Raw genomic sequence first — 23,741 nt, 5'->3', positions numbered from 1 at the left:
CACCACGAGTCCCTCCTGGTGGAGATAGCCCTGCTTCAGAGGCAGGGCCAGCGAGGAGGCCCCGGCGAGTGCGATGTCGCACTCGCCGCTCAGCAGGCTCATCCGGGCCAGGTGGGTGGCGACGAGCCCGGTGGAGCAGGCGGTCTGGACGGTCAGCGCGGGGCCGGTCAGATTCAGCTTGTGCGCCGCACGCGTGGCCAGGAAGTCGTTCCTGCCGCCGATCATCGACCGGTAGAACGACGACAGATCGGTCACCTCGCCCTGGTCGTACCCGCCGTTGCCCGACCCGCCGAAGATGCCGATGTCCCCGGGGAACGTACGCGGCACGATCCCGGCGTTCTCCAGGCCTTCCCAGGCGCATTCGAGGAAGAGGCGGTGCTGCGGGTCGATGGTCTCGGCCTCGGCGCGTGAGTAGCCGAAGAACGCGGCGTCGAAGTGGTCGGCGTCCTCGATGTACCCCTTGGCCTTGACGTACGAGGGATCGGCGAGCAGCGCCTCGGGTATGCCCGCCTCGCGCAACTCCGTCTCGGTGAAGCGGCGGATGGAATCGGTGCCCTTGCGCAGGCCGTCCCAGAACGTGTCGACGTCGGGGGCGCCCGGCAGTCGGCAGGCCATGCCGACGATGGCGATGGGCTCGTCGGGGCCGGAACCGTCACCGGAGTTGCCCGCCGGCCTGCCGCCCGCCCTGTCGGGGTGTGCGATGGCGGCCGAAGGCCGGGGCGAACCGAGCCGCTCCAGGTGGGCGGCGAGTTTGCCGACCGTGGGGTGCCGGAAGATGTCGGCCAGCGGGAAGTCGAGCCCGAGCGCCTCGCGTACGAGGTGGTGGGCGCGTGTGGCGGTCATCGACGTGGCACCCAGCTCGAAGAAGCCGCTGTCCGGGTCGATGTCGGGCCGGTCGAGAAGGGTGCACCAGACCCGGGTGATGACCTCCGCGGCCGAACTCGCATGAGGAGCCGGGGCGGTGGGAGCCTCCGGAACCGAACCGGCCGGCTCGGGAAGCGCGACGAGTGCGTTGCGGTCGATCTTCTCGTTGGGAGTGTGCGGCAGCTCCGGCAGGAGCACGATCCAGGCCGGGACCATGAACGACGGGAGCCGGTCGGCGAGTTCCCCGCGGATGCCCGTCTCCGCGTCGGCGCCGGAGCCCGGCCGGGACACCCAGTACAAGTACAGCGCCGGGTCCCCGGGGACGTCCTGCCGGACGACGGCCGCGCACTCCAGCACGGCCGGGTGACCGGCTGCCACCGCCTCGATCTCACCGAGCTCGATGCGGTGGCCGCGGATCTTCACCTGGTTGTCGGCGCGCCCGTGGTACTGGAGGCTTCCGTCGGGGCGGTACCTGACGACATCGCCCGTGCGGTACATACGGGCGCCGGGCGTGCCGGCGTACGGGTCGGGCACGAAACGCTCGGCGGTGAGGTCGGGGCGGTTCGCATAGCCGCGGGCCACGCCCTGGCCACCGATCCACAACTCGCCCCGGACACCGCGCGGTACCCTGCGCCGCTGCTCGTCGAGCACATAGAGATACGCGTGGTCGACGGCGTGCCCCAGCGACACCTCGCCCGGCTCCACGTCCCATGTCGTCGACCACACCGTGGTCTCCGTCGGCCCGTAGATGTTGGTGACCCTGCCGCAGCGACCGAGGAGATCGTGGGCCAGTGGTGAATCGAGTGCCTCACCGCCGACGATCATGTGGCGAAGGCTGGAGAGGAGCGACCGGCCATCTGTGTCGGCGAGCAGCATGCGGGCCAGTGACGGCGTGCACTGCAGATGAGTGGGGGCGTACGGGAGGCTGTCGGCCCAGTCGGCGACGGAGCCGTCGGCCATGACGACGCGGTAGCCGCGGGTCAGGGTCCACAGCAGTTCGACGGTGGAGATGTCGAACGATGGACTCGTCACCGCGAGCCAAGTGTCGCCCGAGCCGCCGCCGATCCGCTCGTCCACGGTGCCGCAGAAGGTGGCGAACTGGGAGTGCTCGATCTGAACGCCCTTCGGAGTGCCCGTCGACCCCGACGTGTAGATCACGAACGCCAGATCGGTGAGCGAGGGCGCGGTGACATGAGCGTCGGGCTCATCGGCATCGTCGGCGGGCAGGTGGCCGTCGGCGGGGAGGTCGTCGACAGCGATGGTGGCCACGCCGGTGTCGTGGAACGCCCCGGAGATGTCCGTACGTGTGATGACGGTACGGAGCCGGCTGTCGTCGACGACGTGCCGGAGCCGGCCGGCGGGGTAGCCGGGGTCGAGGGAGACGTAGGCACTGCCGGTCCGCCATACCGCGAGCATGGCGACGACCGTGTCGGCGGACCTGGGCAGATGGATGCCGATGAGCGTGTCGGGCCCGGTGGGAAGGGCGCGCAGCCGGTCGGCGAGCCGTGCCGCCGCGGTCCACAGCCCGCGGTAGGTGAGGTCCTTGCCTCGGTCGGTGAGGGCCACGGCATCAGGAGTGCGCAGGACCTGGGTGTGGATGAGGTCGAGGGCCGTGGCGGCGGGTGCCACCGGCGGAAGGGTGTGTCCGCCGCGCTCCGCGAGCCATGCCTGTTCCTGGTCTCCGAGCAGGTCGAGGCCGGTCACCGGGCGGTCGGGGTCCTGGACGAGGGCGCCGAGCATGTCGTGGAAGGTGGCCGCCATGCGCGCGGCGGCGGCGTGGTCGAGGACGTGTGACTGGAACTCCAGCTCGCCCAGGAGACGGCCGTCCGCACCGCCCTCCGCGATCAGGGTCAGCCCCAGTTCGAACTTGGCCGCACCCCGGACGTTGCCCGTGTGGCCGTCCTCGTCCCACGGCTGTGCTCCCGCCGAGGTGTCCGGTCCGCCGGCCTCGCCCGTCCGCTCGGCACCGTCGGCGAAGCCTGCGCCCAGGTAGTTGAAGACGGTGCGGAAGAGAGGGTTCTCACCCCCGGCGCGGTCGGTGACCGCCGCACCGCGCACGATCTCGGTGAGAGGTACCGCCTGGTGCTCGAGCGCGGCGCGGACGCGAGGCTGCAGCGAGGCGAGGAGTTCCCGGAACGTGGGGTCGCCGGTGAGCGTGCAGCGCAGCGGAAGCGTGTTGGCGAAGAAGCCGACGGACTCGTCGGCGGCGTGCTGCCGGTTGGCCCAGATGGTGCCGACGGCGAAGTCCTGCTGGTGGGTGTAGCGGGACAGGAGGAGGGCGTACGCGGCCAGGAGCACCGTGTACGGGGTGACGGACGAGTCCGCGGCGACGTGTTCGAGGTCGCGGCGCAGACCGGCGGGAAGGGTGAAGGCGTGAGTGCCGCTGTAGTGGTCGGGGTGGTCGGGGGTGGTGTGGTCGGTGAGGGCGGGCAGTTCGGGGCGGGGCAGGCCGGCGAGCTCGGTGCCGAAGTGGTCGAGCGCATCGGCGAAGGCGCCGGTGGCGAGGGCCTGCTGCTCCCAGCGGGCGTAGTCACCGAGGTGGTGGTCTTGACGGGGCGCGACGGGTTCGTGGCCTGCGGCGAACACCTCGCAGGCGGTGAACAGTTCACGGAAGAACACACCGGCCGACCAGCCGTCGGTGATGGCGTGATGCATCGCCACCGACAGGACCTGTTCGCCGGGCGCCGTGTCCAGGAGCAGGCACCGCAGCAGTGATCCGCCCTCCAGCGCGAACGGCGTGAGCTCGTCCTGCCGCAGACGCGCGGCCACCGCTTCCTGGCCGTCCTGCGAGAGGTCGACGTGGTGGAACGGGATGTCCGGTGCCTCGTCGACGACCTGCGTCAGTTCACCGTCGCGCAGCTCGAACCGGGTACGGAGCGCCTCGTGCCGGTCCGCCACCCAGGCCAGGGAACGCTCCAGCAGGGCCGGGTCGATCGCGCGGGGCAGCCGGACCCGGTGCACCGCGCTGTACTGCACCGTCCCCGGCCTCAACTGCTCCAGGAACCACAGCCGTCGCTGTCCCTCGGTGGCGGGGTGGGCACCACGTTCGGCGGACCGTACGAGAGCGGGGACAGCCGCGGCCGGGACAGCGCCCTGGTTCGCCCACGCCGCGGCCAGCAGGCCGAGAAGGTGGTCGGTGAGCGCCTGCGGCGTCGCGTGGTCGAACGCCACGTCGCCGGGCAGGGCACAGTCCGTCAGTTGCGTCAGCCGTCGGCTCAGCTCCATCGACATCAGCGAATCCACGCCGAGGTCACGGAACGGCCGGTCGGCGTGTACCGACGCGTCGTGTTCGTCGTCCACCATGCCCAGGACCACGGACACCTCGTGGCGCACCAGCGCACCGAGGATCTCGCCGCGCCGTTCCTCCGGCGCTCCGAGCAGCCGTTCGCGCAGCGGCGCCGCCGTGCCCGCGGCGACACCCGACGGCAGCCCCGGGCGTGGCTCGCCCTGCGTGCCCACCAGCGTCCTGAGCACGGCGGGCAGTTCGGAGCCGCTGCGTACCGCGCGCCCTATCGCCGGCACGTCGAGCACGAGGGGAACGAGGTGCGGCTCGGGACGCGCAAGAGCCCGGTCGAGGAGCCGCAGCCCCTCCTCGTGGGTGAGGGCACCGATGCCCTGACGCTCCATCCGGGCCAGATCGGCCTTGCCGAGGCCGGCGGTCAGCCCGCCGCCTGCCGGCTCCCACAGACCCCAGGACAGGCTTGTCGCGGCCAGGCCCTCGGCGTGGCGGTGCGCGGCCAGCGCGTCCAGGAAGACGTTGGCCGCCGCATAGGTGCTCTGGCCCGCACTGCCCAGTACACCGGCGGCCGATGAGAACAGCACGAACGCGGAGAGGTCCAGTTCCCGCTCACGCGACAGCTCGTGCAGATGCAACGCCCCGGCCGCCTTCGGCGCGAGCACCCGGCGCAGCCGCTGCGCGTCCTGCGTGTCCAGGAGCCCGTCGTCGAGAACGGCGGCCAGATGGAACACCCCCGTCCACGGATGTGCGGGGTCGACGTCCGCAAGGAGCGCGGCCACCTCGTCGCGTTGACCGGTGTCGCAGGACAGCACGCGGACACTCGTGGCGCCCGCCGCGGTGAGCTCGGCCACGAGGTCGTCGGCGCCGGGTGCGTCCGGGCCCCGCCGCGAGGTCAGGGTCAGGTGCCGTACGCCGTGGGCCGTCACCAGGTGCCGGGCCAGAGCACTGCCGAGTTCCCCCGGCGCGCCGGTGACCAGGACCGTCCCCTGAGGGTCGAGGACTCGGCCGACGGCGCCCCGTTCAGGGGTCGCCGGTACGCGCGTGAGCCGGGCGACCGACGGCTTCCCGCCCCGTACCGCCATCTCGGGTTCACCGACGACCGCAAGGGCATGCTCCAGGACTGCGGCGTCGTCGATTCCGGTGTCGATGTCGATCAGCCGGACGACCCGGTCGGAGTGTTCGTTGCGTGCGGCCCGGACCAGGCCCCACACCGGGGCGTGTGCCAGGTCCCGGACACCGTCCCCCGCGTCCACCGCTCCGCACGTCACCCAGACCAGCTCGGTGTCCCGCAGCAACGGTTCCGCCAACAGGGCCCGCAGCGTGCGCAGGTGCTCCTCGACGGGCGCCCAGGCGTCGGTCGCCGAACCGGCGGTGGCGTCCACGACCAGCAGGCCGGGGGCCGGTGTCCCCCGGTCGATGAGGTCTCGCAGGGCGTCGACGTCGGGGAGGTCGCTCCCGCCGAGTATCCGCAGAGGGCGGCACGGGGCCGCTGCGGCCGCGGGCAGCGGCGTGAACTCCAGGCGGTACAGCGGCTCCACGACAAGCGCGGCCCGCAGCTGGGCGGCGGTCACCTCGCGCAGCCGCAGCCGCGCCGAGAGGACAGGGAGTCCCGCGGGATCCGAGAGCCGCACCCGTGCGGTGGCGGTGGCGGCGTCCCAGCTGACACGGACCCGTACTTCGGTCGCCTCCGTGGTGTGCAGGTGTACGTCGTGCCAGGAGTACGGCACGCGTACTGCGGCGTCGTGATCCGCGCTCCCGGTCAGTGCCGCCACGCAGTGCAGGGCGGTGTCCAACAGGGCGGGATGCAGCGTGTGGCCCCGGGGCGAGAGCTCCTCCGGAAGGTGGACCAGGCCGTACGCCTCGTTGCCGCGCAGCCACAGCTCCGAGAGACCCCGGAAGGCGGGGCCGTAGTCCACCCCGCGGGCGTCGAACTGCTCGTACACCGCACCGAGTTCGACCGGCTCGCCGGTGGGCACCGCATCGTCGGCCGACGACCACGTGGCTACCTCTGAGTCCGCAGCTCCTGTCTCGACCGGCTCTGTGGCCAGCTCTCCCTCGGCGTGCAGACTCCAGACCGCCGGCCCGGAACTCTCCGGGCAGCTGTGCACGGTGACGCGGCGGCGCCCGTCGGTGGGTGGACCTACCCGCACCTGGAGGCGTACCGCCTCTGTGAGCACCAGCGGGTGCGTGAGCGTGATCCCGGCGACGCCCGGCCTCTCGCCGCCCTCGGCGGCCGCGACCGCGCCTGCCGCGGCGGTCACCAGGTCCAAAAGGGCCGTCCCCGGCAGGACGACGGAACCGAACAGCCGGTGGTCCGCGAGCCAGGCGTGCCGCAGCGGGTCGAGCCGCCCGGTCAGCAAGTGCCCCTCACCGCCCGCGATGTCGGTCCTCGCATCGAGCCAGGCATGGGCCGGTACGCCGTCGAAGCCGGCGGAGCGGTGGCCTCCGGGGGCGGTCCCGGGCATCAGCCAGTACGGCCGGCGCTGGAAGGCGTACGACGGCAGCGGCACGAGCCCGCCCCGGTCGTGGCCCGGTATCCGGCTCCACTCCACCGGTTGTCCCGCTGCGTACAGCCGGGCGAGCGCGGTCAGGAGCGTCCGGGGTTCGCCGGCGGAGTCGCCGTGCCGCATGCTGGGAACGAAGCGCGCCGCCTGGAGCGTCTGGGCACCCATGGCGGTCAGGACGGCGCCGGGGCCGCACTCCAGGAAGCGCGAGATCCCGCGCTGGTGCAGGGTCTCCAGGGACTGCCCGAAACGTACGGCGTCGCGGGCCTGGCGCACCCAGTGGCGTGCGGAGCGGATGCCCTCGCCCGCGGGGGTGTCGCTGCCGGACCAGGTCCCCGTCAGGGCGTCCACCACCGGAATCCGGGGAGCGTGGAATTCGCAGCTTTCCGCCACGGCGGCGAACTCGTCGAGCACGGGGTCCATGTGAGGGCTGTGGAAGGCGTGCGAGACACGCAGGCCGCGGGTGCGCCGGCCGAGGTCGGCGAAGCGCTGCGCGAGTGCCTGCACCGGCTCCCGGTCCCCGCTGATCACCGTCATGCCCGGGGAGTTGAGCGCGGCCACGGACACCGAATCCCCGAACCCGGCCAAGGCGTCGAGAACTTCGGCCTCCGCCGCCTCGACGGAGGCCATGGCGCCGTCGGTCCGGCAGGACTGCATGAGACGGCCGCGGGCGACCACCAGGCGTGCCGCGTCCGCAAGCCCCAGGACGCCGGAGACATGTGCGGCGGCGAGCTCTCCGACGGAGTGCCCGCAGACCGCGTGGGCGGTGACGCCCCAGGACTCCCACAGCCGGTACAGGGCCACTTCGAGGGCGAACAGCGCGGGCTGCGCGAACTCCGTCATGCCGAGCGTGTCGCCGTCCGCGGCGAACACCACCTCGGCGAGCGAGCCGTCCAGGTGCGCGTCGACCGCCGCGCACACCTCGGCGAATGCCGTGCGGTAGGCGTCGAAACGTTCGTACAGGCCGAGTCCCATGGTGGCGAACTGGCTGCCCTGGCCGGTGAACAGGACGCCGAGACCGCCCTCGACCGCTTCGTCACGCACAGCCGCCGGGTGGGAAGCGCCTGCTGCCACGGCGCGCAGGGATTCCGCGGCTTCCCGTGTGCCGGTGGCGAGGACGGCGGCACGGACGTCGAACCGCGCGCGCCGGGACGCGGTCGTCGCCACGTCGGCGAGCGGCGTCGCGGGATGGCGATCGAGCCAGTCGGCCCATCGTCCGGCCTGCTCGCGCAGGGCGTCGTCGTCCTGGGCCGAGAGCACGACCGGGCGCAGCTCGGCGGGCTCTGTGGGGGTGGAGGCCGTGGGTGAGAGTTGGGGGGCTTCTTCGATGATGACGTGGGCGTTGGTGCCGCTGATGCCGAAGGAGGAGATGCCGGCGCGGCGGGGGCGCTCTGTGCGTGGCCAGGGCTGGTGGTGGTGCAGGAGTTGTAGGCCGCTGTTCTCCCAGGTGATGTGGGGGCTGGGTGACTGGGCGTGGAGGGTGGAGGGGAGGGTTTCGTGCTGGAGGGCGAGGACCATTTTGATGATGCCTGCGATGCCCGCGGCGGCCTGGGTGTGCCCGATGTTGGACTTCGACGAGCCGAGGTACAGCGGCCTGTCGTCCTCGCGGCCGGGGCCGAAGACCTCGGCCAGTGCGCCGGCTTCGATGGGGTCGCCGAGTGGGGTGCCGGTGCCGTGGGCTTCGATGGCGTCGATGTCGGTGGGGGTGAGGTGGGCGTGGGTGAGTGCTTGGTGGATGACGCGTTGTTGTGCGGGTCCGTTGGGGGCGGTGAGGCCGTTGCTTGCGCCGTCCTGGTTGATGGCGGAGCCGCGGACGAGGGCGAGGATGTGGTGGTTGTTGCGGCGGGCGGTGGAGAGGCGTTCGACGAGCAGTACGCCCACTCCCTCGGACAGCGCGGTGCCGTCGGCCCCGGCTCCGAAAGCCTTGCAACGAGCGTCTGATGCCAGGCCGCCCTGCACGCCGAACTCCTCGAACAGGGCCGAGGTGGCCATCACCGTGATCCCGCCGACGAGTGCTTGTTCGCATTCGCCGGTGCGCAGGGCCTGGCCTGCCTGGTGGAGGGCGACGAGTGAGGAGGAGCAGGCGGTGTCGACGGTGACGGCGGGCCCTTGCAGGCCGAGGGTGTAGGCGATGCGGCCGGAGAGCACGCTCGGCGACACCCCGGTCATCAGGTGCCCGCGAACCCCCTCCGTGTCGCTCTGCGAGCCGTACCCGGTGGGCATGGCCCCGATGTAGACGCCGGTGTGGGTGTTGCGCAGGGTGTGGGGGTTGATGCCGGCGTGTTCGATGGCTTCCCAGGTGACTTCGAGGAGGAGTCGTTGTTGGGGGTCCATGGCGAGGGCTTCGCGGGGGCTGATGCCGAAGAAGGCGGGGTCGAAGGTGGTGGCGGTGTCGAGGAAGCCGCCGGAGCGGTTGTAGTGGTGGGTGGTGTCGGTGGTCCAGCCGCGGTCGGTGGGGAAGGGGGTGATGGCGTCGGTGCCGTGGGCGAGGAGGTTCCAGAGGGCGTCGGGTCCTTCGGGGGCGCCGGGGAAGCGGCAGCCGATGCCTACGATCGCGAGCGGTTCCTGCGCGGCGGCCGACACCTCGTCGGGATGCGAGGCCGTGCGCACCGGAGCGGCCGGGGCCGGCACTCCGGACGGAGCAGCCTCGGGCAGCGCACACTCCTGCCGTAGGTAACGGGCCACGGCCCGCGGCGTCGGGTGGTCGAAGACCAGCGTCGACGGCAGCCGCAGACCGGAGGCCGTGCCGAGTCGGTTGCGCAGCTCCACCGAGAGGAGCGAGTCGAACCCGAGGGACTTGAAGTCCGTGTCGGGGGCCACCTCGTCCGCACCCTCGTGTCCCAGTACGGCGGCCACGTGCCCGCGCACCAGACGCAGCGTCACCTCGTCCCGCTCCTCCTCGGGCACGCCCGCCAGGCGCGCGGCGAGCGAGGAACCCGCGGCGGACGAACTCCCCGCGGTCGGCGTGGGCCGAGGCCCCCGCCGGGTCACCGGTCCGGCGAGGCCGCGCAGCGGCGCGGGCACGGCGTCGGCGATGCGCCGCAGAGCGGGCAGGTCGAAGCGGGCTGGAACCGCCACGGCGTCGGGGAGTGCCATGGCGGCATCGAAGAGGGCGAGGGCCCTGTCGGTGCTGATCGGCAGTACACCGGACCGTGCCATGCGGTGGTGGTCGGTGTGGGTGAGTTGGGCGGTGAGGGTGCTTTGTCTGGCCCAGAGGCTCCAGGCGAGGGAGTGGGCGGGTTGTGCGTGGGTGTGGCGGTGGTGGGCGAGGGCGTCGAGGAAGGTGTTGGCGGCGGCGTAGTTGGCTTGTCCGGGTGCTCCGAGGGTGCCGGACATGGAGGAGAAGAGGATGAAGTGGTGGAGGTGGTGGTGGCGGGTGAGGTGGTGGAGGTTCCAGGCGCCGTCGGCTTTGGGTTGCAGGACGGTGTTGAGGCGTTGGGGGGTGAGGGTGTGGAGGGGGGTGTCGTCGAGGGTGGCGGCGGTGTGGATGACGGTGGTGAGGGGGTGGTTGGTGGGGATGGTGTCGAGGAGGTTTTGGAGTGCGTGGGGGTTGGTGATGTCGCAGGGGGTGATGGTGACGGTGTGGGCGCCGAGTTGGGTGAGTTCGGTGTGGAGTTGGGGTGCTCCGGGTGCGGTGTCTCCTTGGCGGCTGGTGAGGAGCAGATGGCGTACGCCGTGCTTCTCCACCAGATGACGCGCCAGTACGGATCCGAGTGTGCCGGTGCCACCGGTGATCAGCACCGTGCCGCCCGCGTCTCCGATGCGCACGGGCTCCACCGGAGCATCCGCGGGCACCAGACGGGGCACGAGGACTTGCGCGTCGCGCACCGCCAGCTGCGGTTCCTCCTCGTACGGCAGGGATTCCGGCGAGGTCCTGCCGTCTGAGGCGCCGTCCAGGTCGACCAGCGCGACGCGACCGGGGTACTCGTTCTGCGCCGACCGGACGAGCCCCCACAGGGCCGCTCCCGCCAGATCGTCCACTCTGTCACTCGGCGCGGCGGCAAGCGCGCCCCGGGTCAGCAGGACCAGGCGGGAAGCGTCGAAGCGGTGGTCGTCGAGCCAAGCGTGCAACAGCGCGAGCACCTGCTGGGTGCGCTGCCGCACCGCCTGGGGCACGGCGGCGGCGAGCTCCGTGTCGGCCGGGGGAGGGCACGGCACGAACACGAGGTCCGGGGCCGCACCCCGCTCTTCGACCTGCTCGGCGAGGGCGGCCAGGCCCGCATGACGCTCGTACCGATCGGACGGTACGTACTCCTCGAACCACGCGCTCCGCTCCGCGCCGTCCGCCGCCGGGGCGAACAACTCGGTGAGCACCGCGCACCGCTCGGGCGCGACCGTGCTCCCGGCCGCAGGCAGCGGGTTCCACGCCAGACGGTGCAGGCGTCCGGCAGCGTCCGCCCCCTCGGCGGCCAGCGCGCCGGAGGGGACGGGACGCAGGACGAGACGGCCCACCGAGGCCACAGGCTCGCCGTGCTCGTCGCTCATCTCCAGGCAGTAGCCGCCGCCTTCGGGCGAGGGCGAGACACGCACCCGCAGCACCTCCGCACCCGCCGCGTGCACCGCGACGCGCTGCCACAGGAACGGCAGCCGGACACCCTCCTGGCCGTCCTGGCCGTCCTGGCCGTTCTGGCCGTCCTGGTCCGACAGCAGTCCGACCGTCTGGAGCGCCGCGTCCATCAGCGCCGGATGCGCCACGAACCCCCCGCCGCCCGCGAGGTCCGCGGCGGACGGGTCGAGACGGATCTCGGCGAAGGCCTCGCCGTCGTGGAGCCAGGCCGATCGCAGCCCCTGGAAGGCCGGGCCGTAGCCGTAACCGAACGCGGCCGCCCGGGCGTAGTGGTGGTCGAGGTCCACGGGAACGGCGCCCGCGGGCGGCCACACCGCCGCACCATCGGCCGGCTCCGGTGCGCCACGGGTCAGCACGCCCGAGGCGTGGCGCGTCCACTCCGCGTCGGCCGGTGCGCCCTGCTCCTGGGAGAAGACCTCGACGGGACGGCGCCCGCAGTCGTCCGTCGCCCCCACACAGACCTGCAGGTGCCTCGGGTCGTCGTCGAGCAACAGAGGTGTGTGCAGCGTCAGTTCGTCGACCAGGTCGCAGCCCGTCCGGGCGGCGGCGTGCAGCACGAGCTCGAGGAAACCCGTACCCGGCAGCAGGACGGTGTCCAGGGCGGCATGGTCGGCGAGCCAGGGGTGGCTGCGCAGGGACACCTCGCCGGTCAGGACGGTCTCGCCCGTGCCGGACGACGTCACCGCGCTGGGCAGGAAGGGGTGCGCGGCGCTGTCGGGGCGCTTTGGGGAGGTCCCCGCGGCGGCGCCCGGCGGCAGCCAGAAGTGCTGGTGCCGGAAGGCGTAGGTGGGCAGCGCGACGGTTCGTGCGCCGCCGAACAGCGGCCGCCAGTCCACCTCGACACCCTGGGTGTACGACTCGGCCAGCGCCTGCACGAGACGGCCGGGTCCGCCCTGGCCGCGACGCAGGGTGCCGGAGGCCGCCGCCTGCGCCCCGTTCTCGGCCAGCGTGTCGAGGCCCCCTACGGAGAGGACGGGATGCGGAGACACTTCGAGGAACCAGGCGTGGCCCGCTTCGAGAAGGGCCTGGGTGGCCCGGTGGAACTGCACGGTCTGGCGCAGGTTGCGGCTCCAGTACGCGGCGTCGAGCTCCCGCCCGTCGACGTACGTGCCGGTGACGGTCGAGTAGAAGGGGACCTCACCGCTGCGGGGCCGCACGTCGGCCAGGGCCTCGGTGAGGCGGGGCAGGAGACGGTCCATGTGCGGACTGTGCGAGGCGCAGGCGGCGTGCAGCCTGCCGCACACGATGTCCTCGTCGTCCAGCTCCATCAACAGGTTCACGATCGCGTCCGTGTCGCCGGACACCACCACGGACCGGGCCGAGTTCACCCCCGCCAGGCTCACGGCACCGCCGAGTCCCGCGATCCGTTCCCGTACGGCCTCCTCGGGCAGCTCGATGAACGCCATCTCGCCGCCGCGTCCCTCCTCGTGGAGCATCCGGCTGCGCAACGCCACGACACGGGCGCCCTCTTCGAGGGTCAGGATCCCGGCGACCACGGCCGCGGCCACTTCGCCCTGGCTGTGCCCGACCACGGCGTCCGGCCGCACCCCGAGCGAGCGCCATGCGGCGGCCAGTCCCACGTACATGGTGAACAGAGCCGGCTGGGCGATGTCCAGGCGGTCCAACGGGTAGGTGTCCGCCGGCAGTTCGCCGCGCAGCAGCGCCGTCATCGACCAGCCGGTCAGCGGTCCGAACGCGGTGTCGCAGGCGTACACGGCTTCGGCGAACGCCGGGGAGCCCTCCAGCAGTTCCCGGCCCATGCCCTCCCACTGGCTGCCTTGACCGGGGAAGACGAACACAGTGGCGCCGGACGCCGACCCCGCGCCGGTCACGGTCCGCGCGGCAGGTTCCCCCTGCGCCAGGGCGGCGAACCCGGAGAGCAGCTCCTCGCGGTCCGACCCGAGGACCACGCCCCGGTGTTCGAGCGCCGACCGGGTCGTCGCCAGGGCCAACCCGACATCGCTGGGCGAGAGTTCGGGACGGGCCTTCAGATGGTCAAGGAGCCGCTGTGCCTGGGCGCGCAGCGCCTCCTCGGTGTGGCCGGAGACCACCCACGGGACGGTTGTGATGCCCGGTGCGGCCGGCGGTTCCGGGGCTGGGGTGGAGGCCGTGGGTGAGAGTTGGGGGGCTTCTTCGATGATGACGTGGGCGTTGGTGCCGCTGATGCCGAAGGAGGAGATGCCGGCGCGGCGGGGGCGCTCTGTGCGTGGCCAGGGCTGGTGGTGGTGCAGGAGTTGCAGGCCGCTGTTCTCCCAGGTGATGTGGGGGCTGGGTGATTGGGCGTGGAGGGTGGAGGGGAGGGTTTCGTGCTGGAGGGCGAGGACCATCTTGATGATGCCTGCGATGCCCGCGGCGGCCTGGGTGTGCCCGATGTTGGACTTGATGGAGCCGAGCGCGAGAGGCCGTTCCTCGGTCCGTCCGGGTCCGTACACGGCGATGAGTGCGCCGGCTTCGATGGGGTCGCCGAGTGGGGTGCCGGTGCCGTGGGCTTCGATGGCGTCGATGTCGGTGGGGGTGAGGTGGGCGTGGGTGAGTGCTTGGTGGATGACGCGTTGTTGGGCGGGTCCGTTGGGGGCGGTGAGGCCGTTGCTTGCGCCGTCCTGGTTGATGGCGGAGCCGCGGACGAGGGCGAGGATGTGGTGGTTGTTGCGGCGGGCGGTGGAGAGGCGTTCGACGAGCAGTACGCCCACTCCCTCGGAGAACGCGGTGCCGTCGGCCCCGGCTCCGAAAGCCTTGCAACGAGCGTCGGACGCGAGCCCTCCGTGCATGCTGAACTCGTCGAAGAGACCGGGCGACGCGGTGATGGCGACACCGCCGACGAGTGCTTGTTCGCATTCGCCGGTGCGCAGGGCCTGGCCTGCCTGGTGGAGGGCGACGAGCGAGGAGGAGCAGGCGGTGTCGACGGTGACGGCGGGTCCCTGCAGGCCGAGGGTGTAGGCGATGCGGCCGGAGAGCACGCTCGGCGAGACTCCGGTCATCAGATGGCCCCCGACGCCGGCGCCTGTCGCATCGGTGTTCATGCCGTATCCCGACGGCGAAGCCCCGATGTAGACGCCGGTGTGGGTGTTGCGCAGGGTGTGGGGGTTGATGCCGGCGTGTTCGATGGCTTCCCAGGTGACTTCGAGGAGGAGTCGTTGCTGGGGGTCCATGGCGAGGGCTTCGCGGGGGCTGATGCCGAAGAAGGCGGGGTCGAAGGTGGTGGCGGTGTCGAGGAAGCCGCCGGATCGGTTGTAGTGGTGGGTGGTTTCGGTGGGCCAGCCGCGGTCGGTGGGGAAGGGGGTGATGGCGTCGGTGCCGTGGGCGAGGAGGTTCCAGAGGGCGTCGGGTCCTTCGGGGGCGCCGGGGAAGCGGCAGCCGATGCCGACGATCGCGAGCGGTTCCAGCGCGGCGGCCGACACCTCATCGAGACGCCGCTGGGTGTCCCGGAGCTCGCCGGTGACGCGCTTGAGGTAACCCAGGAGCTTGTCCTGTTCCCCCGCCGACCGCGAGCTCTGCGCGTCGGAGTCGTTGGCCCTGGTCATCGGCTCATCCTCAGGTCGTTGTCAATGAAGTCGAAGAGTTCGTCGGCCGTGGCCGCGTCGAGGTCGTGCTCCGCCAGCTCCGCCTCCGGGGCGCGGACGGCACCCTCCGCGGCGGTCTCCTGCCATGCCGTCAGCAGAGCACCGAGCCGTTGCGCGACCGCCGTACGCTCCTCCGCGTCGGTCACGGCCCCCGCGTCGGCGGTGAGCGACGCGAACAGTGACTCGAGGTGGTCCAGTCGGCCGAGGAGCGTTGCGCCGTCACCCTCCGCGGAGTCCGGCTGAGGCGGCAGCAGCTCCCCGCGGATGCAGCGTGCGGCCGCCTGCGGCGTCGGATGATCGAAGACCAGCGTCGACGGCAGCCGCAGACCGGTCGCCGTGTTCAGCCGGTTGCGCAGCTCCACGGCGAGCAGTGAGTCGAACCCGAAGTCCTTGAACGCCGTGGCCGCCTGCACTTCCCCGGGCGATCCAAGGCCGAGCACGGCAGCCACGTGCGACCGCACCACGTCCAGGACGATCCTGTCCCGCTCGGGATCCGTCGCCGCCGCAGCGAGGCGGCCCGGCAGATCCGGCTCAGCCCCGGCCACGGGCCGCGGACCGTCCGGCACCGCGGCACGACGCATCCCGCCCGCCCCCGTCACACCGCGCAGCACGGCGGGCAGTCGGTCCGCGTGTCGCCGCAGCAGCGATACGTCCCAACGGGCCGGGAGCAAGAAGGGCTCCGAAGAGCTCGTCGCGGCGTCCAGCAGCGCGAGCCCCTCCTCCGAGGAGAGCGGAGTCAGACCTGCCGACGCCATGCGGTGGTGGTCGGTGTGGGTGAGTTGGGCGGTGAGGGTGCTTTGTCTGGCCCAGAGGCTCCAGGCGAGGGAGTGGGCGGGTTGTGCGTGGGTGTGGCGGTGGTGGGCGAGGGCGTCGAGGAAGGTGTTGGCGGCGGCGTAGTTGGCTTGTCCGGGTGCTCCGAGGGTGCCGGACATGGAGGAGAAGAGGATGAAGTGGTGGAGGTGGTGGTGGCGGGTGAGGTGGTGGAGGTTCCAGGCGCCGTCGGCTTTGGGTTGCAGGACGGTGTTGAGGCGTTGGGGGGTGAGGGTGTGGAGGGGGGTGTCGTCGAGGGTGGCGGCGGTGTGGATGACGGTGGTGAGGGGGTGGTTGGTGGGGATGGTGTCGAGGAGGTTTTGGAGTGCGTGGGGGTTGGTGATGTCGCAGGGGGTGATGGTGACGGTGTGGGCGCCGAGTTGGGTGAGTTCGGTGTGGAGTTGGGGTGCTCCGGGTGCGGTGTCTCCTTGGCGGCTGGTGAGGAGCAGATGGCGTACGCCGTGCTTCTCCACCAGATGACGCGCCACCAGCCCGCCCAGAGTGCCTGTCCCGCCCGTGATCAGTACGGTGCCTTCCGGATCCGCCGCCGGGGGCACCGTCAGCACTACCTTGCCGACATGCTTGGCCTGGCTGACGAACCGGAAGGCATCGGCCGCCCTGCGGACGTCCCACACCCGCACCGGATGAGGCCGCAGCACGCCCCTCTCGAACAGCTCGACGATCTCCTTGAGCATCTCCTGCATGCGCTCGGGGCCGGCTTCGGGCATGTCGAACGCCCGGTACGAAACCCCGGGACGCTCCTCTTGTACCGCTGCGGCATCCCGGATGTCCGTCTTGCCCATCTCGACGAACCGGCCGCCGTCCGCGAGGAGCCGCAGTGACGCGTCCACGTACGCCCCGGTCAGGGAGTTCAGGACCACATCGACGCCACGGCCCTGCGTACGCAGCCGGAACTCCTCCTCGAATGCCGGTGTCCGTGACGACGCCAGGTGCTCCGCGTCCAGACCGAACTCGCGCAGCGCATCCCACTTGCCCTCGCTCGCCGTGCCCAGGACCTTCGCGCCCAGATGACGCCCCAGCTGCACGGCGGCCATGCCCACACCGCCGGCCGCGGCGTGCACGAGCAGCGTCTCGCCCGGCTGGAGTCGCGCGAGGTCCACCAGGGCGTAGTAGGCGGTGAGATGGACGATGGGCACCGTGGCGGCGCGGGCGAACGTCCAGTCGTCGGGGAAGCGCACCACCATCCGGTGGTCGGTGACGGCCACGGGCCCGAACGAGCCCTTGAACACGCCCATCACCCGGTCTCCCGGCGCGAGACCGTGGACCCCCGGGCCGACCTCCGTGACGACCCCCGCCCCCTCGCTGCCCAGGACCTCCTGGTCGGGAACCATCCCGAGGGACAGCAGCACATCGCGGAAGTTCATCCCGGCCGCCCGCACCGATACCCTGACCTGCCCCTCCGCCAGCGGCGCCAAGGCCTCCGGGCACGGTTCAAGAACCAGCTCGTCGAACGTGTTCCCGGACGTTCCCAGCCGCCACGCGGAGCAGTCCGCCGGCAGCGCGAGATCCTCCGCGGCCGATACCTCCCGCAGCGTCGGTACGTACAACGTGCCGCCGCGCAGGGCCAGTTGCTCGTCATTCTGCGTCGCGGAAAGCAGGGCGTCCGTCGAGGTCCGGCTGCCGTCGAGATCGACGAGCGCGAAACGGCCGGGGTGCTCCGACAGTGCCGTACGCACCAGGCCCCACACCGTGGCCCCGGGCAGATCGACGTCCGAGGCACCGGGACCGACATCGACGGCCCTGCGGGTGACAAGGACCAGGCGGGAGTCCTCGCACCACGGTGTGGCGAGCCACTCCTGGAGGATGCCCAGGGCCTGTCCGGTGGCCTCCCGCACGGCGTCGGGCACGGCCGCGGCGGGGTCCGCCGCACACGCGGAAAACACCGCGTCCGGCACGGACGCACCGTCCGCGACCGCCGATGTCAGGGCTTCCAGATCCGGATAGTTCGCGGCGATCCCGTCCAGCGACGGCGGACGGAGCTCCTGAGGGCCGACGAACACGGCCCTCCCATCGGGAACTTCGGCCGCATCCGACATCGATCCCGCACGGTCGGCGGGCCGCTCGGTCCACTCCAGCCGGTAAAGGCCCTCGTTCCGTGTGCCGTCCGCTCGGGGAACACTGCCCGGCGGCAGCGGCCGTGAGACGAGCGTGTCCACCGACGCCACGGCGGCCCCGCTGGGGTCGTAGAGCCGTATCGCCACACCGTCTCCGTCGGTCGAGGGACGGACGTGCACCCGCAGATCCGTGGCCCCCACCGCGTGCAGCGTGACGCCCTGCCACGAGAACGGCAGCCGGACCTCGGCGTCCCGTGCGTCGCGCACACCCGCCTCCGCGGCGTGCAGCGCGGCGTCCAACAGTGCGGGATGCAGCCCGTACCCTTCCGCCGCGGCCCGCTGCTCCCCGTCCAGAGCGACCTCGGCGAAGGCTTCGTCGCCACGCCGCCACAGGGCGCGCAGCCCTTGGAACTCGGGCCCGTAGTGGTAGCCGCTGTCGGCCACCCGCTCGTAGAAACCGGTGAGGTCGACGGCCTGCGCGTCACGCGGTGGCCATACGTCCGGCCACTCCGCGTCCACCGCCGTCCCTTCGGGGGCGAGGACACCCGAGGCATGCCGGGTCCACACACCGTCGGGCGACGATTCCGGGCGGGAGTAGACCGTCACCTCGCGCCCGCCCCCGTCGTCGGGTCCGCCCACGAGCACCTGCGCCTGGACACCGCCTCGTTCGGGAAGGGCCAGCGGAGCATGCAGGGTCAGTTCATCGACGACGGCGCACCCGGCCTCGCGGCCGGCCCTGAGCGCGAGCTCGACGAAGGCCGTGCCCGGCAGCAGGGCGGTGCCCACCACGGCGTGGTCGGCCAGCCAGGGGTGGCTCTCCAAGGACAGCCGTGCCGTGGACACATGGCCCCCGGAACCCGGCAGATCCGTCGAAGCGCCCAGGAGCGGATGGTCCGCGGGCCGCAGTCCCGCGGCGGTGACGTCCGCCGGACTCCCGGCACCTGCGGTGCTCGCGCGGCCGTGCGGGAGCTGTTCACGCTGGAAGGCGTACGTCGGAAGCGGCACCCGGACGGCACCCGAGGGGAAGGCACCGGACCACTCCACGGGAGCCCCGGCGGCATACGTCTCTCCCAAGGACCTGAGGAACCGCCCGAGGCTGCCCTCATCGCGGCGCAGCGTGCCCACGAACCGGCCCGCCACGCCCTCCGCCTCGAGCGTCTCCTGCACTCCGACGGCCAGCACCGGGTGAGCGGACACCTCCACGAACAGCTGCGCACCGTCGGCGGCCGCGGCCCGCAGCGCCCGGTCGAACAGCACGGTCTGCCGGAGGTTCGTGTACCAGTAGCCCGCGTCGAGAAGCCCCGTGTCGATCGACTCCCCGCTCACGCACGAGTACATGGGGATCGCGGCCGGACGCGGCACGATGCCGTCGAGGACGTCCACGATCTCCTCCCGCAGACGTTCCATCTGCGGGGAGTGCGAGGCGTAGTCGACCGCTATCTCACGGACGCGCACACCATCGACCCTGCACCGCCCCAGCAGACCCGCCAGCGCGGAGGGGGTGCCGGAGACGACGGTGGACGAAGGACCGTTGACGGCCGCGACGGACAGGTCGCCGTGCGCGGCGACCAGATCGCGCACCTCGGCCTCCGGCAGGGCCACGGAGACCATGCCGCCCTCGCCCGCCACGGCCCGCAGCGCCCGGCTCCGCAGACAGACGACGCGGGCCCCCTCTTCGAGGGTGAGTGCGCCCGCGACGACCGCCGCGGCGATCTCGCCCTGGCTGTGCCCGACCACCGCCGATGGCCGGACCCCGTAGGCCTGCCAGAGAGCGGCGAGCGACACCATCATCGCGAAGCACGCGGGCTGCACCACGTCCACCCGCTCCCACAGCTCCGCCGCGGTCCCGCGCACCACGTCCCGCACGGACCAGTCGACGTACGGGGCGAAAGCCTGCTCGCACTCCTCCATCCGGCGTGCGAACGCCGGTGCGGAGTCGAGCAGTTCACGGCCCATGCCCATCCACTGCGAGCCTTGGCCGGGGAAGACGAACACCGCTTCCTCCGCCCGGTCGGCCCGGCCGGTGATGACCCGCGCATCGGGCGTCCCGCTCGCCAGGGCGTCGAGCCCGGCGAGCAGCTCCTGCGGCTGCGCTCCGATCACCACGGCCCGGTGGTCGAAGGCGGTGCGGGTGGTGGCCAACGACAGGCCCACGTCGCCAGGGGCGAGGCCGGGCCGCTCTCGTACGTACGAAGCCAGCCGCTCGGCCTGCCCGCGAAGCGCGGCGTCGCTGCGCGCGGAGAGCAGCCACGGGACCGGAACCTCGGTCGCCGCCGACTGTTCCTGCTCGTCGTGCACTTCGGGAGCCGGAGGGGCTTCGGGTGCTTCTTCGAGGATGAGGTGGGCGTTGGTGCCGCCGATGCCGAAGGCGGAGACGCCTGCGCGGCGGGGTGTGGTGGTGGTTGGCCAGGGGGTGAGGTGGGTGTTGATGTGGAAGAGGTGGGGGTTGAGGTTCATGTGGGGGTTGGGGTTTTGGTAGTGGAGGGTGGGGACGAGTTCGCGGTGGTGGAGGCTGAGGGTGGTTTTGATGAGTCCGGCGATTCCGGCGGTGGTGTCGGTGTGGCCGATGTTGGTTTTTACGGAGCCGATGGCGCAGGGTTGGGTGCGGGGGTGGGGGGCGAAGGTTTCTTGGAGGGCTTGGATTTCGATGGGGTCGCCGAGGGGGGTGGCGGTGCCGTGGGCTTCGATGAGGGTGATGGTGTCGGGGGTGGTGTGGGCGTTGTGGTGTGCGGCGGTGATGACGCGTGCTTGGCCGGTGGTGCTGGGGGCCATGAAGGCGACTTTGTCGGCGCCGTCGTTGTTGATGGCGCTGCCGCGGATGACGGCGTAGATGGTGTCGCCTGCGGCGAGGGCGTCGGAGAGCCTGCGCAGCACCACCACACCGGCGCCGTTGGAGAAGACGGTGCCGTCGCCTTCGGCGTCGAAGGCGCGGCAGACTCCGTCCCTGGACACCACGAGTCCCTCCTGGTGGAGATAACCGTGTTCCAGCGGGAAGGTGAGGGAGACACCACCGGCGAGTGCGACGTCGGACTCGCCGCTCAGCAGGCTCATCCGGGCCAGGTGGGTGGCGACGAGCCCGGTGGAGCAGGCGGTCTGCACGGTCAGTGCGGGGCCGGTCAGATTCAGTTTGTGCGCCGCACGCGTGGCCAGATAGTCGGACTTGCCCCCGATCATCGACCGGTAGAAGGCTGCCAGATCACTGGCGTCGGTCGATGCGAACGACTCCAGGCCGGCCCCGCCGAAGATGCCGATGTCCCCGGTGAAGGTGCCGGGCACGATCCCTGCCGACTCCAGTCCCTCCCAGGCGCATTCGAGGAAGAGGCGGTGCTGCGGGTCGATGGTCTCGGCCTCGGCGCGTGAGTAGCCGAAGAACGCGGCGTCGAAGTGGTCGGCGTCCGCGACGTACCCCTTGGCCTTGACGTACGAGGGATCGGCGAGCTGAGCGTCGGGCACCCCCGCCTCGCGGAGTTCGGCGTCGGTGAAGCGGCGGATGAAGTCGCGGCCCTCGCGCAGTCCTTGCCAGAAGGTCTCGACGTCGGGGGCGCCCGGCAGTCGGCAGGCCATGCCGACGATGGCGACGGCCTCGTCGGCGTCGCCCGGCCGATGGCGCCGGGTGTGGATGCTGGGGGCGGTGTCGCCGCTGAGGTGGGCGGCCAGCCTGCGCACGGTGGTGTGCCGGAAGAGGGTGGCCAGAGGGAACTCGCGGCCCAGTTCGGCGCAGATGGCCTGGTGGGCGACCAGTGCCGTCATCGAGCTTGCACCGAGGTCGAAGAAGCCCGTGTCGCGATCGACGCGGGGCAGGCGCAGGACGGTCTGCCAGACGCGGGCGACGATCTCCTCGACCGCGGAGTCCTGCCCGTGGGAGCCCCGCGGGCTGCCGGCGCCGGAGTCCGCGTCGGGAAGGGGCAGGGCAGCGAGGGCGCCGCGGTCGGTCTTCTTGTTGGGGGTACGGGGGAGTTCGGCCAGCCGCACGAAACGGTCCGGCAGCATGAACGCCGGGAGCAGGTCGGCGAGCCGGGCGAGGATGTCGGTCTCGTCGGCGGCATCGGTGCCGGGCGTCCAGTAGAGGAAGAGGGCAGGATTGCCCGGGGAGTCCTCGCGGATGACCGCGGCGCATTCCGCAACGTGGGGATGGGCGCCGGCGACGGCTTCGATCTCTCCGAGTTCGACGCGGTGTCCCCGGAGTTTGATCTGGCTGTCGGTCCGCCCGCAGAACTCCAGAGAGTCGTCGTGGCGGTGGCGGACAACGTCGCCGGTGCGGTACATACGGGCGCCGGGAACGGTGCTGAACGGGTCGGGCCGGAAACGTTCGGCGGTCAGGTCGGGGCGGTGCAGATATCCGCGGGCCACGCCGTGGCCGCCGATCCACAGCTCTCCGCGGCTGCCGCGGGGAACACGCTGCTGGTGGCTGTCGAGGACGTGGAGGCTGTTGCCGTGCAGCGGCAGGCCCAGGGAGACCTCACCGGGGCGAAGGGGCCAGGCCGAGGACCAGACGGTGGTCTCGGTGGGCCCGTACATATTGGTGATCGTGCCGGTGCAGTGCTGCAGGAGCCGTGTGGCCAGCGTGCGGTCGAGTGCTTCGCCGCCGACCAGGAGCCGGTCGAGGCCGCCCAGCAGGGTGCGGCCGTCGTGGTCGGCCAGGAGCATGCGGGCCAGGGAAGGGGTGCACTGCAGGTGTGTGGGGGACTGGTCGCGGTGCCGGCCCCAGTCGGCGACGGTGCCCTCGGCCACGACGACGCGGTATCCGCGGGTCAGGGTCCACAGCAGTTCGACGGTGGAGATGTCGAAGGAGGGGCTGGTGACGGCGAGCCAGGTGTCGCCCGTGCCGCCGCCGACACGGTGGTCCATCGCGGTGCAGAAGTTGGCGAACTGGGAGTGCTCGAGCAGGACACCCTTGGGCTTCCCGGTGGAGCCCGACGTGTAGATCGAGTAGGCGAGGTCGGACGGAGCGGGCAGGGCGTCCGGTGCTGGCAGATCGTCCGGGGCTGCCGCGTATGCGCCGGGCGTGCCGGGAGCGGAGTCGTCGAGGCCGAGGAGGTCGGGAGCGAAAACGTCGACGGTCAGGACGTCGATGTCCTCGCCCGTCACGGCGAGTGCCTCCTCGGGTGTGGTCAGCACCGTGCGCATGCCGCTGTCACGCACCACGTGCTCGGTGCGTGAGGCGGGATAGGCGGGATCCAGCGGCACGTAGGCGCCGCCCGCCAGCCATACGCCCAGAGCCAGCACCACGAACGCGGCCGAGCGCGGCGCGTGCACCCCCACCAGCACGTCCGGGCCGACCCCGGCGGCACGCAGCCGAGCGGCGACCGCGCGGGCCGCGGTGGTCAACTCCCGGTAGGTGAGGCGGTTCTCACCGTGAACGAGGGCCACCTCGTCGGGTGTGGTCGACGCTTGCGCCAGGATGCGTTCCACCGCGGTGCGCGGGTCTTCCTGATCCGCCGGGATGCACCCGGCGCGCTCCTGCAGCCAGGCCCGTTCGCTCTCGCCGAGGAGGTCGAGACGGCTGACGCGAGTGTCGGGATCGTGGGCCACGGAGGCGAGCAGGGTGGTGAAGCCCTCCGCCATCCGCTCGGCCGCGGCCCGGTCCAGGACGTGCGCCTGGAACTCCAGGTCCCCGCGCAGTCCGTCGCCGTCGGGAGCCAGGACCAGCCCCAGTTCGAACTTCGCTGCGCCGTTCACGGCGCCACCGGAGGACTGGTCCGCGTAAGGCGTCCAGGCGTCGCCGGGGTGGGCGGAGGTGGGCAGGGAAATGTAGTTGAAGACGGTCCTGAAGAAGGGGTTCTCCTCGCCCATGCGGTCCCGCGCCGCGACCCGGACGACCTCGTTCAACGGCACGGACTGGTGCTGCATGAGGTTCAGCACGCGTGCCTGCACGGTGGCGAGGAACTCACGGAAGGTGGGGTCGCCGGTGAGCGTGCAGCGCAGCGGAAGGGTGTTGGCGAAGAAGCCGACGCTCTCGTCGCCGGTGTGGTGCCGGTTGGCCCAGATGGTGCCGACGGCGAAGTCGTCCTGGTCGCAGTACCGCCCGAGCAGCGCCGCGTAGGCCGCGACGAGCACCGTGTACGGAGTGACGGACGCGGCGCCCGCGAGGTCTTCGAGACGGCCGCGCAGGGCGGCGGGCAC

2 protein-coding genes (1 of these 2 running past the window's edge) are annotated in these 23,741 nt (G+C 71.9%); both read right to left on the bottom strand.

The annotated features are described in order from the left end of the window. Positions 1-14,694, bottom strand: partial view of a non-ribosomal peptide synthetase/type I polyketide synthase gene (locus M4V62_RS00620; RefSeq protein ID WP_249585197.1) — the 5' portion only. Its footprint begins 3,345 nt before the window's first position; 14,694 of the gene's 18,039 nt are visible here — the first part of the coding sequence; its start codon is at positions 14,692-14,694; its stop codon lies off the left edge, out of view. Continuing rightward, on the bottom strand, positions 14,691-23,741 hold the full coding sequence (locus M4V62_RS43540) for a non-ribosomal peptide synthetase/type I polyketide synthase (protein ID WP_283779057.1): 9,051 nt from the start codon (positions 23,739-23,741) through the stop codon (positions 14,691-14,693). Before M4V62_RS43540 ends, M4V62_RS00620 begins: the two co-directional genes overlap by 4 nt.

Source organism: Streptomyces durmitorensis (assembly GCF_023498005.1).
Lineage (GTDB): Bacteria > Actinomycetota > Actinomycetes > Streptomycetales > Streptomycetaceae > Streptomyces > Streptomyces durmitorensis.
Note: the sequence above shows the minus strand (reverse complement) of the source record. Positions and strands in the feature narration are given on the sequence as shown.